Origin of the sequence: Mobilibacterium timonense (assembly GCF_900155555.1) — a bacterium.
Taxonomy (GTDB): Bacteria; Bacillota; Clostridia; order Peptostreptococcales; family Anaerovoracaceae; genus Allobaileyella; species Allobaileyella timonense.
Window position 1 is genome coordinate 90,465 of the sequence record NZ_FUHN01000004.1, and the last position, 14,246, is coordinate 104,710.

13 protein-coding genes are annotated in these 14,246 nt (G+C 54.4%); 3 read left to right on the forward strand and 10 right to left on the reverse strand.

Annotated features, from left to right (window positions below):
* Position 1: 1 nt before the first annotated feature.
* From BQ7382_RS00490 to buk, 6 genes are all read right to left on the reverse strand, one after another.
* Positions 2-901 (reverse strand): PPK2 family polyphosphate kinase, encoded by a 900-nt coding sequence (locus BQ7382_RS00490; RefSeq protein WP_077389791.1) that lies wholly within the window; start codon positions 899-901, stop codon positions 2-4.
* A gap of 89 nt (positions 902-990) precedes the next feature.
* Positions 991-1,896, reverse strand: coding sequence for a TMEM164 family acyltransferase (locus tag BQ7382_RS00495; protein ID WP_159437171.1), 906 nt, complete (start codon positions 1,894-1,896; stop codon positions 991-993).
* 147 nt (positions 1,897-2,043) lie between these two features.
* Positions 2,044-2,556: a ferritin gene (locus tag BQ7382_RS00500; protein WP_077389797.1), complete on the reverse strand. Its 513-nt coding sequence runs from the start codon at positions 2,554-2,556 to the stop codon at positions 2,044-2,046.
* Between the two features lie 134 nt (positions 2,557-2,690).
* Positions 2,691-3,809, reverse strand: coding sequence for a 5-methyltetrahydropteroyltriglutamate--homocysteine S-methyltransferase (locus BQ7382_RS00505; RefSeq protein ID WP_077389800.1), 1,119 nt, complete (start codon positions 3,807-3,809; stop codon positions 2,691-2,693).
* Positions 3,810-4,020: 211 nt separating this feature from the next.
* Positions 4,021-4,821 (reverse strand): 4,5-DOPA-extradiol-dioxygenase, encoded by an 801-nt coding sequence (gene ygiD / locus BQ7382_RS00510; protein ID WP_077389804.1) that lies wholly within the window; start codon positions 4,819-4,821, stop codon positions 4,021-4,023.
* 224 nt (positions 4,822-5,045) lie between these two features.
* Positions 5,046-6,119 carry a butyrate kinase gene (gene buk, locus BQ7382_RS00515; protein ID WP_077389807.1) on the reverse strand — a complete coding sequence of 358 codons (1,074 nt, stop codon included), beginning with the start codon at positions 6,117-6,119 and terminating at the stop codon, positions 5,046-5,048.
* A gap of 197 nt (positions 6,120-6,316) precedes the next feature.
* On the opposite strand from buk, the gene BQ7382_RS00520 reads away from it, so the two are divergent.
* On the forward strand, positions 6,317-6,895 hold the full coding sequence (locus tag BQ7382_RS00520) for a LysR family transcriptional regulator substrate-binding protein (protein ID WP_077389810.1): 579 nt from the start codon (positions 6,317-6,319) through the stop codon (positions 6,893-6,895).
* Between the two features lie 82 nt (positions 6,896-6,977).
* On the forward strand, positions 6,978-7,328 hold the full coding sequence (locus BQ7382_RS00525; RefSeq protein WP_077389813.1) for a winged helix-turn-helix transcriptional regulator: 351 nt from the start codon (positions 6,978-6,980) through the stop codon (positions 7,326-7,328).
* Between the two features lie 147 nt (positions 7,329-7,475).
* Here the strand turns inward: BQ7382_RS00525 and BQ7382_RS00530 are convergent, their stop codons facing one another.
* From BQ7382_RS00530 to BQ7382_RS00540, 3 genes are all read right to left on the reverse strand, one after another.
* Positions 7,476-8,339: a patatin-like phospholipase family protein gene (locus BQ7382_RS00530; RefSeq protein WP_077389816.1), complete on the reverse strand. Its 864-nt coding sequence runs from the start codon at positions 8,337-8,339 to the stop codon at positions 7,476-7,478.
* A gap of 69 nt (positions 8,340-8,408) precedes the next feature.
* A complete protein-coding gene (msrA, locus tag BQ7382_RS00535) occupies positions 8,409-9,539 on the reverse strand; it encodes a peptide-methionine (S)-S-oxide reductase MsrA (protein ID WP_235847901.1) in 1,131 nt (376 codons plus the stop codon).
* A 15-nt stretch (positions 9,540-9,554) separates the two neighbouring features.
* Positions 9,555-10,796 carry a glucose-6-phosphate isomerase gene (locus BQ7382_RS00540; RefSeq protein WP_159437172.1) on the reverse strand — a complete coding sequence of 414 codons (1,242 nt, stop codon included), beginning with the start codon at positions 10,794-10,796 and terminating at the stop codon, positions 9,555-9,557.
* A gap of 118 nt (positions 10,797-10,914) precedes the next feature.
* Here BQ7382_RS00540 and malQ point away from each other — a divergent pair, with 118 nt between their 5' ends.
* On the forward strand, positions 10,915-12,489 hold the full coding sequence (malQ, locus tag BQ7382_RS00545; protein ID WP_077389825.1) for a 4-alpha-glucanotransferase: 1,575 nt from the start codon (positions 10,915-10,917) through the stop codon (positions 12,487-12,489).
* Between the two features lie 27 nt (positions 12,490-12,516).
* Here the strand turns inward: malQ and BQ7382_RS00550 are convergent, their stop codons facing one another.
* Positions 12,517-14,235 (reverse strand): phospho-sugar mutase, encoded by a 1,719-nt coding sequence (locus BQ7382_RS00550; RefSeq protein WP_077389828.1) that lies wholly within the window; start codon positions 14,233-14,235, stop codon positions 12,517-12,519.
* Between the last annotated feature and the right edge of the window lie 11 nt (positions 14,236-14,246).

The window sequence follows — 14,246 nt, forward strand, 5'->3', positions numbered from 1 at the left end:
ATCACTTCTCCCGGGCCTTGTCGCCATCCTTGCGGCCTTCCCCGAGTTCTTTTTCCAGAGCTGTCCTGATCTCGTCGAAACGGCTCATCCTCTCCCGGGACACCTGAGGGTAATGCGGATCCATGTCCTTAAGCGTATCCAGTATTATCTCGCTGACCACGTAACGCATATACCACTTGTGGTCTGCCGGAACCACGAACCACGGGCAGTGCTTCGTGGCGGTCTTGTTGATGGCATCCTGGAAGGCCTCCTGGTACAGATCCCAGTACTGTCTTTCCTCATAGTCCGCCGCAGAAAACTTCCAGTGCTTTTCCGGCTCCTCTATGCGATCCAGAAAGCGCCTCGCCTGCTCATCCTTTGAAACGTGGAGGAAGATCTTCACCACCCTCACGTTGTTGTGCCAGAGGTACTTCTCGTAGTTTCTGATGTCCTCGTAACGGTGCTCCATGATCTTGCCGGTCTTGATCCTGTCGGCGTTTGCCTGGTTCTTCCAGAGTTCCTTGACCCTGTAGATCAGCACCTCCTCGTAGTGGGATCTGTTGAAAATGGCGATCTCGCCTTTGGCCGGGACCTCCTTCTCTATCCTCCACAGGTAATCGTGGGACAGATCCTCAGATGACGGGCTCTTGAAGGCCGCCTCGTGGACTCCGTGCGGCGAAAGGCACTGGAGCACGGCCCGGATGGTACCATCCTTACCCGCAGCGTCCATGGCCTGAAAGAGAAATATCACTCCCTCCTTCTTTTCAGCGTAGAGCTTCTGCTGCAGCTGGTCTATCTCGAAATTGTTCTTGTCGAGGAGGAACTCGGCCTCTTCCCTGTTCTTCACAAGACTTGTGTCATGTGTGGACGCCTCATTGATGTCAAAATGCTTCTTTCCGTTGTAGCGATAGTGATCAAACATGATCCCTTCCTCCTTTTACAGATCAAAATCATACCACACTGGTATGAAATCCCCGTGTAGCTTGAAAAAACAATAGGCATCTTTGTCTGCTACTCTTTCCTGCGCTCCTCCAGATCCTGGCGTTCCTCAATGATCTGGTCGTCCACCATCTTTTCCACTTCCTTTTCCATATCCTCTCTCCGGCTCTGTATCCTCTTTACGGCCTCCGGCTTCGCAGACTGGCGCACGGACGGAGCCATGTTCTGTACCCTGTAGTGGTACGGGGTGAACTTGTGCTGTATCCAGAAGGCGAAGACCCATGCCGCGAACAGCGCGAAAATATACACGGCCACCACGCCCACGGTGCCCAGCACCCTCAGATATCCCGGCACCGGCTGAATGATGAACCTCGTCGGCAGCTGTGGCGCCATGAGGAACATGTAGTTCCAGCCGAATATAATGTCGATGGCAAGGACACCGCCGATGGCAACGAGGTTCACGATCTCCGCCCCGATGAGCGACCTTCTGTCTATCTCCTCATCGTGGTTAAGTATCCTGAGAAGCGCGCTGTACGCCAGGCCGATGTGTGTCATGAAAAAGGCTATCCTGGTTACATGCGGGAACGCGAAGGGTTTAGGCGTGGAGTAAAAGACAGAACTGATGCCGCCGTAGAGAGCGGTGTATATGGAAAAGTGCTCCAGAGGCATCCACCTCACGAAATAGGTGATGATAAGAAGTATGCACGCCATCCTGCAGGCGTAGAGAGGCCATTTATCTCCCCCCGCGTCCACGATGAAAAACCAGCAGAAGTATATCATCTGACCGGCGCCCATCACCGTGAGCGAGACCTTTTCCAGCCTGATGAGGGTCTTTTCGTGTCCCGGCCTGCGGGCCATGCGGATCATCTGGATGAATCCCAGAACGAAGCACACGAAGATCAGCATGTGTTCAAAGGACAGGGTGTTGTAGATGTGGTCGTATCCTGTTCTGTTCACGTAGTGAAAAAAATCAGACATACCCGTTTCTCCTTTTGCTTGAATTCCCTGTAAGTGTATTCTGAAAAACATCTATACATTAACATGGTAAACAGAATTCATCAACAAACGAAAAAAGCGGGCACGCTCTGTGCATGCCCGCAGTGATATGCGTTGAGGCCACTCAGCCTAGAGCACCAGTGACGGCGCAGTATACACTCTGGCCAGCAGCTCCTGGTTCAGCGCATACAGGCCCTTAGGATCGTTCCCGAAGAGCTTGAACTTCTTGATCAGATCGTCTGCGCTCTTCTCTTCTTCGCCCTGCTCCTTCACGAACCAGTCAAAGCACTGCATCGTGCGGAAGTCGTCCACATCCTTTGCGGCCTTGTATATCCCGTTGATCAGGGATGTCACGTACTCCTCGTGCTCCAGCCCGAACTTCAGCGGATCCTCCAGGGATCTGTACTCCTTGTCCGGCTTCTGGATCGCCTCAAACTTCACCTTCTCACCGTTGTTCTGGAGATAGGTGCGCATCAGCATCGCATGATCCCTCTCCTCCTGAGCCTGGATGTCGTACCAGTGGCCGAACCCGTCCAGTCCCTCATCATAGTAATAATTCGCAAAATCAAGATACAGATAAGCAGAATAAAACTCCGCTGTGACCTGCTCGTTGATCAGTCTGCTAACATTCTTGTCAAGCATAGATATCCCTCCACATTTCACACAATTTTAAAATATGTCAGATAAATTTTGATCACGAGCAGATTTTACTCCATTGCCTCCCCGAATTCAACGCAGAGCGAGGCTCCTCTGCGCCGCTGTACGGGCCGCCCCCTCTAGCAGTCCTTCCAGACAGACCCTGCGATCTCCCTGATGAGTGCGATCTTCGCCCACTGCTGCTCCTCGGTCAGCACATTTCCCTCCTCCGTAGAGGAGAATCCGCACTGAGGCGACAGGCAGAGCTGATCCAGAGGAACGTATTTTTCCGCCTCTCTGATGCGCGCCCTGACTGCATCGGGATCCTCCAGATCAGGGAACTTGGATGTCACCAGCCCGAGTACCACAGTCTGGTCCTTTATGTATCTCAGAGGGCTGAAATCTCCCGCACGGTCCGAGTCGTACTCCAGGAAGAACCCGTCCACGTTGCAGTTTCCGAAGAGGATCTCCGCAACCGGCTCGTATCCGCCTGAAGAGAACCAGGTAGACCGGAAGTTCCCTCTGCAGATGTGCATGGTGATGGTGAGGTCGTCCGGCTTGGAGGCGATTATCTTGTTGATCACCTCGACGTATTTCCTCTCGATGTGGTCCAGATCAAGGCCTCTTTCCTCGTAGGCCTTTCTCTTGGAAAGGTCGCAGAACTCGCCCCAGGATGTATCGTCCAGCTGCAGGTAGCGGCATCCCAGGTCGTAGAACTTCCTTACCGCCTTGATGTACGCGTTTGCGATGTCGTCGAAGAGCACATCCTCGTCCTTGTACCTGTCTATAGGCTCATAGTTTTCCTCCCTCACACACGGGATGAGGTGGAGCATCGAAGGAGACGGGATGGTCTGCTTCACCAGGGTATCTCCGGCGGCCTCCTTCGTGAACTTGAAGTGCTCGAGGAAAGGGTGATCGCTGAAGTCGATCTTGTCCGAGATGACTATGGTCCTGGCCTTAGGGTTCGCACCCTTGAACTTCACGGACCAGGCATCCGCCCTGACCTCAGTGATCCCGTCGAGGCCAGCAAGAAAATCGAGGTGCCAGTACGCCCTTCTGAACTCTCCATCTGTCACGGCCTTGAGTCCCGCGGCCTTCTCCTTTGCGATCAGCTCCCTGATGGCGCCGTCTTCCTTGTCTCTGAGAGCCTGGTCTGTGATCTTGCCTTCTTCGTGCTGAGCCCTGGCTTCTTTAAGGTCGGCCGGTCTCAGAAAGCTTCCTACTACATCGTATCTGAATGGTGGGTTTACTCTGCTCATAATTTGTGCTCCTTTTCCTCTCATTCCGTTATGTACTATGTTGGTATGTTTTCTCTTCCGATTTGAATTCGTATGGCGAATTATAAACCTACCATTTTGGTGTGTAAATTACAAAAACAATGCGGTCAGCCATAGTTATTATCTATGACTGACCGCACGGCGCTATCTTTACTATTTGGCCGCAAACATTCCTGCCCTGCGGCTCCTCTTTTTACAGGCCAAAAGCAAAACCGGTCATGGCGATGGCCCCCAGCTCGCAGTGGTCGTTGAACACTCGGGCCTTCTCTCCCTTCGCGGCGCCCAGCATGTAAATGAGAGGCAGGTAGTGCTCAGGAGTAGGCACGGCATACTGGGTGTACGGCAGGGCCTTGTACTCCATCACAGCCTTGTCGTCTCTCTCGAGCACCAGGTCTCTCACAGTTTTGTTAAAGGCTTCCGTCATCTTTGAGCCACCCCTGTTGTCCCACTCAACATATGAGAGGTTGTGGACCACGTTGCCGCTGGCGAAGATCAGATATCCATCGTCCCTCAGCGGCGCCAGCGCCTGACCTAGTTCGTAAAGGGTCTCGGATGATGCGGAGGCATCGACGGTGAGCTGTACCACCGGGATGTCGGCCTTAGGGAACATGTGGCAGAGGACCGTCCACGTGCCGTGGTCGATGCCCCAGTCGTTGTTCACTCCCGCCTGTATCCCACCTGGAGCGGCGCTGTTGATCAGCTCAAGAGCCCTGTTCCCGAGATCGGGAGAGCCCTTCACCGGATACTTGAAATCGTAGAGTTCCTGAGGGAACCCGTACATGTCGTAAACCTGCTTCGGCTCCTCCTCCGTCTGCACATAGGTACCGTAGGCGTACCAGTGAGCGGAGACCGCCAGGATACCCTTCGGCCTTCCGAATTTCTCCAGGACCTCATCTCCGATGGCCCTCAGTCCTCTTGTCACCTCGGTGTCCTCAAGTGCAAGCATAGGGCTGCCATGTCCCGAGAATATCACCGGCATTCTCTTTTCGTTCATGTTTCTACCTCCTATCTGATCCGGAACATCGGCCCAAAGCCTCTTTTCCTTTGTAAGGTGGATCGTCTTGACGATTTGCGCTTTAATTTTCTGACTTGCTCAAAGCATCGTACTGCACAGCGTTTACGTCAAGAAGGATTTTTTCATTTAGTAAGTATCTTTCACCATACTCAGACGTCTCCGGAAGGTCATACGAAAATGCCGGATCACCCGTTCTGTCGCTCTTACTGCTTCAGCTTATATTCCTTTATCTCCATCTCACCTCGCAGCATTGCCAGACAAGCACTGGAGAGCGCATTCATCTCGTCCTCTCCCGGCACGATCTCGACCGGAGCGATCTTTCCTATTCTGGCCGAGATCCCGCTCGTCACGTATTCGGAGTATGCTATACCGCCGGTCAGAACTATGCAGTCGACATCGAAAGAAAGAACAGAAGCCATTGCACCCGCGTCCTTAGACACCTGGTAAATAAATGCATCCAGTACCTGCTTCGCCTTTTCGTCTCCACTGCCTGCACGCTTCTCTACCTCGCGCATGTCCGCAGTCCCAAGGTAAGACGTGACCCCACCTTTTCCACGTACCATGGACTTGAGCTGATCGATGGAGTAGTGCTCCCTCTCTGCCATCTGAAGGAACTGCATCAGCGGCAGCTCACCGGTACGCTGTGGCGAGAAGGCTCCTTCGTCATCCCTGACGTTGTCCACGATCTTTCCATGATCATGGGCGCCAACAGAAACTCCTCCACCCATGTGAAGGATCACCATGTTCACCTCATCGTAGGATCTGTTGTATTTCCCGGCGACGATCCTCCCCACCGCCTTCTGATTGAGAACGTGGCATCCCGGCACCCTGGTCAGTGCAGCGGATCCGGATATTCTGGCGATGTCGTCCCACTCGTCTGCGGTGACGCAGTCGGAAATAAATGCGGGAATGCCCGCCTGACTCGCTATGCGCGAGGCTATAAGCGCCCCGAGGTTTGATGCATGGGGATAGCACTGCCCGGTCATCAGAGCTTTCACCATGTCATCGTTGACCTTGTACCCGCCTGCCTTGATGTTGTACAGCATGCCGCCGCGGCCGATGACCGCATCCAGGCCGTCTATGCTCACGGAATGCTCTTTCAGCGTATCCCGAACGACATCTGTGCGCATGTCCAGCTGTTCCGGTATCGTTTTGAATGAGCCTATCACCTCCGCAGGATGGTCCACCGATTCAACGAATTCCTGATTTTCGCCGTCAAACAAAGCGATTTTCGTGGATGTAGAACCGGGATTTATTACGAGTATCTTTTCTGCCATAATACCCCCCTCTGAAAAACGTTTTCAACTTCTTGCTTATCATACGGAAATATTATACACGGAATGAATGGATCCCGGCCGTTCAAGTTGACGTGCTGATGCGTTCGAATATTCCGAACACCACTCTGCCTGTCCTTGCGGACCTGACGCCAGGCGATATATAATTTCCGGTGATTCCGGAGCATCAGGGAGGAAAAATGAAACTCGAACAACTGCAGCTTCTCATAGACATGGTCTCCAGAGGCATCGCAAACCTCGGCGTCGTTTCTCTCTTCCACGGCAGCGAATCTATCGCCGAGACACGTATGGAAAACGCAGGCGTCCTCTTCCATCCACTTACGGAGCGCAGGCTGTACGCGGTCGTCGGAACGCGCAATCAGTTTCTTTCCAAAGACGTGGAAAGCGTGAGCCTGGAAGATCTGAGCGGTTTCCCTTATTTTCTGAACTACGATTCAGTCACGGAGTTTTCAATGGAAAGATTTATGGAAAAAAGGGATCCACTCCGCTCTGTGATACAGGTGACAGACCTGGCCTGCGCCCTCAAGCTGGTCGCGGAAACAGACGGCGTCCTGATCGAGACCGACGACCGCGAGCTCTACCGGGAATTCTACCAGGCCGAGGGACTGAGATTCATCCCGATGAGCGATGAATCCATGAAATGTACACTTGGCTGGATCAGCAGAAAAGATACCAGACTTTCAGAGGTCGCGCGCCACTATATTGAAATCATGGACGATCTCGTTCATGAGATGTGCCGGAATGAAGTAGAGCTCTAAAATCCCGACTTACTAAATAATATATACTTCGTTGTTATCACCCGGCGGCCTGCGCCGCGATCAGATATTTCGAGGAAACGACATGAAAAAAGAAACATGTGAAAAAGCAAACCAGTTCGGAATGTGTCCCTATGTCACCGCCCAGCAGCTGCTGTCCGGAAAGTGGGCCATTCTCATCCTCCACACACTCGCCGACGGAACGAAGAGATTCAACCAGATCCAGCGCGAGATCGACATCACCCAGGCTACGCTGTCGAACCAGCTGAAAGCTCTGGAAGCAGAAGGCCTTGTCTCCAGGACCGTGTATCCGGAGGTCCCGCCACGGGTGGAGTACTCCCTGACCGACATCGGGGCCAGGTTCAAACCAGTGCTCGACAGCATCGAAGTGTGGGGCAGGGAGTACATCGAATTCCTGAAGGAAAAGAACAAGTAGACACGCGCAGGGGAAAGCTGGCACGGCGTGAGAAATTGCGAAGAGCGCCGCGCTGATGCTCCCGCAGCCTCGCGGCAGCTGAAAAAAAAGGGCAGATCCCCGCAGTATGTGCGAAGATCTGCCCTTTTTTCATTTCGTGTTAACGACCTACTTCTGATCTCCCGTCCAGCCGTGGTATTTAAGGAAATTCGGGATTGCTTGAGCAGCGACGAGTCCTTGCCTGTAAAGGCTCTTCAGCTGGTCGATGTTCCTGGTCAGGGTCTTCAGGCCGCTGATGTCCTCGGGAGCCACGATCAGGACATCCCCGTCTGCCTCAAGCTGCATCACCTCGGCCATCTGTGTGTTGTAGAGATCGGCCCTCTCCCACAGGCGCTTCGCCGACTCGGGATAGCTGAAGTTCAGCACCCTTGCGAAAGCCTCATCCTTATCCGGCTTTCTCCACTCGCCTTTCGGCCTCGTAAGGACCACCACGAGGGCGTCGCATCCGTCCTCAAAGGCCTTCTTGTAAGGGATGGGATCGCTCAGACCTCCGTCCAGGTATTTCACACCGCCTATCTCGTACGGCTTGTTGATCACCGGGACCGTTGATGACGCCATTATCACCCTGTAGTCTCCGTTGGACATGTCCTCCTTGGTGAAATACCTCGGCATCCCGGTCTCCGCGTTTGTTGCCACGATCACAAATGGCGACCTGCAGCTGCTCATGGCCTCGTAGTCCAGCGGATATTCACCGTCATCTGCAGAAAGCTCGCCATATGTGTACTCGAGGTCCACATATGAGCCGGTCTTTGCGAAATTGTGCCAGCTCATGGTCTCTCCCCTGAAGCAGTAGTCGGTGTAGAAATCATAATTCCTGAACATCTGGCCCGCCTCGTAGGAGCACAGGTTGGCGCTGCCGGCGGAAACGCCGATGCAGTAATCAAGCATGATCTTCCTGTCCATGAGGAAATCCGTAACTCCGGCGCCGAAGATCCCTCTCAGGCCGCCGCCTACATCAATAATTCCGATCATATTTTTCTCTCCCCTGTATACAATTCTCCGAAGCCGGTCACGGCCTGGATGCAGGACATCGGACCGGGCTCACTTCCTGAATGACACTCCCCTCGGGATGAGTCCTGACGGTATTGAAAGCTTCTCGTCCCTTATCAGGAACTCGCCGTCCACCACGTCGATGATATAGATATCGCAGTTTCCCACGTTCTCGTCCCAGAAATACTCAAGATCCTTGTCCCTGATAGCCGACAGTATGGAATGGATGGCCGTCCCGTGGGACGTGAGGAGGATGTTCTTCCCGGGAGCCGTGTCTTTGAGTTCATTCATCAGGCCCATGAGCCTTGCGGTCAGCTCCTGGTATGTCTCTCCGCCCTCAAGTGGAACGTATTTCTCGGGTGCCGTGAAAAAGTATTTCTGGTCGTCCGTGAGTTCCGCGTATTTCTGCCCCTCTATCGGGCCGAAGGACATCTCAGCAAGGCGGTCTTCGATGATGAAGTCCTCCCTGCTCACACCCGTGACCAGTTCACAGGTCTGGATCGCACGGATCAGCGGGCTGCAGTAGATCCTGTCAAAGGTGATCCCCTTTTCCCTGACCACCTCTGCCATTTCCCTCGCCTGCTCCTTGCCCGTATCGTTCAGCGGGATGTCCATCCTCCCCTGGAGACGCCGCTCCAGGTTCAGCTCCGTGCGCCCGTGGCGCAGCAGGTAGAAACGCATGGATCTCTCTTTTCTCTTCTTCTGAAGATCAAAGGACCTTCCTGAGATGTGGCAGTATCCCCCCGGGTTGCGGTCCAGATATTTCTGGTGGTACTCCTCCGCCGGCCAGAAGTTCTCAAGCTCCTGAGCCTCCACCACGATGGGATCATCGTAGTTCTTCTGGGCCTTCTTGAAGGCGGCCCTAATGATAGGTCTCTGCTCCTGGTCTGTGTAGTAAACTCCAGTCCTGTACTGGGTCCCCATGTCCGCGCCCTGCCTGTTGAGCGAAGTCGGGTCGATCACCATGAAGAAGTAGTCCAGGAGCTCCGGAAGGGTGATCCTCCAGGGATCGTAGTCCACCTTCACCGTCTCAGCATGGCCGGTCCTGTACAGCTGCTCATAGGTCGGATGATCTGTCCTGCCGTTGGCGTATCCCACCGTCGTGGACACCACGCCGTCGAACTGATCGAAGAATTTCTGGGTCCCCCAGAAGCATCCCCCTGCAAAGTATATAGTCTTCAACATTAACTCCCGTTTCTAGAGGGCCTCGATGTAGCTCCTCATCTCTTTCTTGTATGCTTCAACTCCCGGCTGGTCAAAAGGATCCACTCCCGAAAGGAGAGCGGAGACCCCGCACTGGATCTCGAAATAATACAGCAGCTCGCCCGTGATCTCCTCGTCGACCCTCGGCACGCTTATCCGGATCACCGGAATGCCAGCCTTGATGTGGGCGTCGGCAACGCCGTTCACGGCGCACCTGTTGATCTGCTCTATTGTTTTTCCCGCAAAAGGCTTCATGGCGATGTCCGGGATCCTCTCATCGGCGGCCGCCTCATCGGCGGTTATGAATGTCTCGAAGAAGCACTGTGTCCCCTGCTGCAGGAACTGTCCCATGGAATGGAGATCGCGGCTGAACATGAGAGAGGCCGGGAAAAGTCCTTTCCCATCTTTGCCCTCGCTCTCGCCGAAGAGCTGCTTGAGCCATTCGCCGAAGTACGCGAAATACGGATCGAAGAACTCGAACACCTCGATCTTCTTTCCCTTTTCATACTGAAGGTTTCTGGCGATGCTGTAATCCAGCCCGTCACCAGCGAAGGACTCCTTGTCTGCGATGCTCCGGGCACCCTTCATGATCTTCTCGATATCGATGCCGGCGACGGCGATCGGCAGGAGCCCCACCGGCGTGAGCACAGAATACCGTCCTCCGATATCCAGGGCAAGGTCGAAGATCCTGCACCCCTCTTCAGAAGCCTGATCGAAGAGGAAGCTGGACTTGTGCTCCGTGACCACGTAAGTCCTTTTCGCCGTCTCATCCGGCCCGTATTTTTCAAGCATCATCTCCTTGAAGATGCCATAAGCGCTGAGCGTCTCCGTGGTGCTCCCGGATTTCGAGATAACACACAGGGAGAAGTCGCTGTCACCGATCTGCCGCTTTACCTCCTGTATATACCTTCCGCTGAAATTGTACCCGGCGAAGATCACCCTGGTCCTGTCTTTTTCATCCACAGGCTCCAGCAGGTCTATGACGGCCTTCGCACCCATGAAGGAGCCGCCAACACCCAGAACGACGAAGAAATCGCTTTTTCCGCGTATCTCTGCCGCCGTGTCCTCCAGCTCTCTGACCATCTCATCCGTAAACGTGTGAGGGTCGTTGACCCAGCCGGTAAAATGAAGCTCGCCTGACCACAGTCTGTCCAGGGCACCGGCCACATCTTTCCTTCTCTTTTCTATCGCTCTGACATCAAGTCCACCGTATGTGAGATCTGCTTTGATATCCATCGTCATCTCCTTACTGGTTCTGAAACTCATGCGTAATGATTATAATATCTGATTCAAGGATTGTCTAACTTGTGGTATCATTGGTCGGAATCTTTTCCGAGAAAGGACGGGCGTGCCAATGAGCGCAGCACTTCAAACGAGAGACAGACGCAGATGTGCCGGCATACTGATGCCGGTTTTTTCCCTTCCATCGGAGCACGGCATTGGATGCTTCGACAAGGAGGCCCGGGAGTTCATCACCATGCTGGCGGTCGCCGGGCAGTCGCGATGGCAGATACTCCCACTCGGGCCCGTGGGCGAGGGAAATTCCCCCTACCAGCCACGATCCTGCTTCGCAGGTGATCCGATATACATCGATCCTGTACGTCTCCTGGAAAAAAATCTCATCACACCGCGAGAGGTGGTGGAGATGAAGGGGATCATGAAGGCATCTCCGGAGGCTTCCGGCTCGCGCTCCCTGAGGGCAGTGAATTACCATGCCGTTAGAAATGGAAGAGAATACATTTTCCAGAAGGCCTTCGACCGCTTCGTCCCGGATCAGGATTACGCGGATTTCGAACAGGAAAACCGCTTCTGGCTCGAGGACTACGCACTCTTCGAGTCCATGAGCACCGTATTCGGCACCAGCTCATGGGACCGCTGGCCGGATGAGCTGCGCTTCCGGGATCCGGATGCCCTGAAGCGGTGGACTTCGAAGCACTGGAAGCTCATCGACATGAACAAATGGCTCCAGTTCGAGTTCTTCCAGGAATGGAATGCCATTCTCAGATTTGCTCATCAGAGAGGGATAAATATCATCGGCGATCTCCCGATATATGCGGCCTACGAGAGTGCGGACTGCTGGGCCCATCCTGAGCTCTTCCAGCTGGACTCCGACCTTAAGCGGGCCGACGTTTCCGGTGCGCCCCCAGATGGTTTCAATCCGGAGGGGCAGGTATGGGGCAACCCGCTCTACGACTGGAAATACCACCAGAATACCGACTTCAGCTGGTGGATCTCCAGGATAAAGCACAATTTATCTATGTTCGACACACTGCGGCTGGACCATACCAGGGGCTTCTGCGCCTACTATTCCGTGCCTGCAGGAGAGGCCACCGGACTTCACGGACACTGGGAGGCAGGCCCTGGCCTGGAGTTTTTCCGCGCAGTAGAAAAGGCCCTCGGGCCATGTGATCTCATAGCCGAGGACCTCGGATTCATTACAGACGATGTGGTGGAGATGGTCAGGGCCGCCGGTCTCCCCGGTATGAAGGTCCTCCAGTTCGCCTTCGACGGCGATCCGGACAACCCGTATCTCCCCGAAAACATCAGGGAAGAAAGCGTAGTCTACACCGGCACCCACGATAACGACACCTCCGTCGGATGGTTCAGCTCGCTCGACCAGGGCACACGTGAGAAGATCACTCTCTACCTGAGAGAGAGAGAAGGCATCCGCATGTCCGCCGCCGGCAGAGCCCCGGTGTTCAGTTCCCAGTCAGCCGCCATCTCACTGATGCAGAACGCCCTCATGACCAGGGCTTACATGTGCATCATCCCTATGGGGGACTATCTCCTTCTCGGCTCGCAGGGGCGGATCAACACCCCTGGCACGGTAAAAGGAAACTGGGAGTGGCGCATGGAAAAAGATGCTTTCACTCCTGAGCTCGCCGCATCCATAAGGAGCTCATGCAGGAGGTGTGGGAGGAACAACTAACACGGAACACCGCAGGAGGGATCGCGCCTATGACAGGCGCTTCATCCCTTCTGTTTTTATCTTTTCGAAGAGTTCTTCTGCCTCTCTGCCGTCCTTCCCCTTAGTCATGATGTACAGCTTCACCTTAGGCTCTGTACCAGAAGGGCGAACTATCATGGAGCAGCCTCCCTCCAGATCGTAGAAGAGGACGTTGCTCTCCGGGAGGCCTGTGGATGATACAGAACCATCTCTCAGGTCCCGGATCTCCCCGGTCTTGTAGTCCCTTATCCTGTCCACCTTCTGGCAGAGCTTTTCAGGCGGATCGCTGCGGAGACCGTCCATGATGGAGGACATCTTCTCCCTGGCGCCCAGCCCCGTGAACGGGACCGAAACGACACCTTCCTTGAAATATCCGTATTTTTCGTAGAGCTCCTGCATCCCCTGATACAGGCTCATCCCTCTCAGCTTGTACATGCAGCCCATCTCGGCGATGAGCATGGATGCCACCACGGCGTCCTTGTCTCTCGCGTACGTTCCGGCAAGGTAGCCGTTGCTCTCCTCGAATCCGAAGAGGAATGTGTGGCCTCCAGAGGCCTGGAACTCCTTTATCTTTTCTCCTATGTACTTGAAGCCCGTCAGGGTCTCGAAGATCTCGACGCCGTTTGCCCTGCAGATCTCGTTTGCCATGGTGGTGGAAACGATGCTCTTAACGGCCGCGGCGTTCTCCGGCAACGTGCCCTGCTCTCTCCTGGCTGTTATGAGGTAGTTGAGCAGCAGAACGCCTATCTGGTTTCCCGTCAGGGTCTCGTAGTCATCTCCGTTTCTCACCACGATCCCGCAGCGGTCCCCGTCAGGATCCGTGCCAATGATAAGGTCCACGTTATTTTTCCTGGCCATGTCCACGGCCAGGTGGAATCCTTCGATGTATTCCGGGTTCGGTGACTTCACGGTAGGAAAATCACCGTCGATCACCATCTGCTCAGGGACGGTGAGAACGTGTTTCATGCCCAGTCTCTTCAGGACTTCAGGCACCAGCTTGTATCCGGTGCCATGGAAAGGCGTATAGATGATGGTGAAGTCATCTGCCGCCTTTTCGACGTACTTTCCGCCCACCGACTGCTCCAGGACCTTCGACATGTACTTTTCATCGATATCTCGTCCGATGACGGTGATCAGTCCCTTTTCTATCCCTTCTTCGAACCCCATGGTCATGACGTCGTCGAAGATGTCGTTCCTTTCCATTGAGGCCGATACCTGAGCGGCGTGTTCAGGCGGGAGCTGTGCCCCGTCAGACCAGTAGACCTTGTAGCCGTTGTATTCCTTCGTGTTGTGGCTTGCGGTAATGTTGATCCCGGCGACGGAACCAGTCTCCCTCAGAGCGAAGCTGAGCTCAGGCGTCGGTCTCAGCTCGTCGAAAATGTTTACGTGTATCCCGTTGGCCGCAAGGACTCCGGCCGACTCCTCGGCAAAACGTCTGCTGTTGTTCCTGGAATCGTAGGATATGGTCACTCCTCCTCCCACATTCTCCCCGCAGTTTCTTATCAGGTCAGCCAGCCCCTGGGTGGCATATCTCACGGTATAGACGTTCATGCCGTTCATTCCTGCTCTCATGACTTCCCTGAGTCCCGCGGTGCCGAAGTTCATCATTCCCGAGAAGCGGAGGCGGATCTCATCGTCGTTTCCATCCAGGGCCTTCAGCTCCCCCTTTGTCTCCTCGTCCACCACAGGGCTGTTCAGCCACTTCATGTATTCATCGATATAGCTCATTTTTTGTCTCC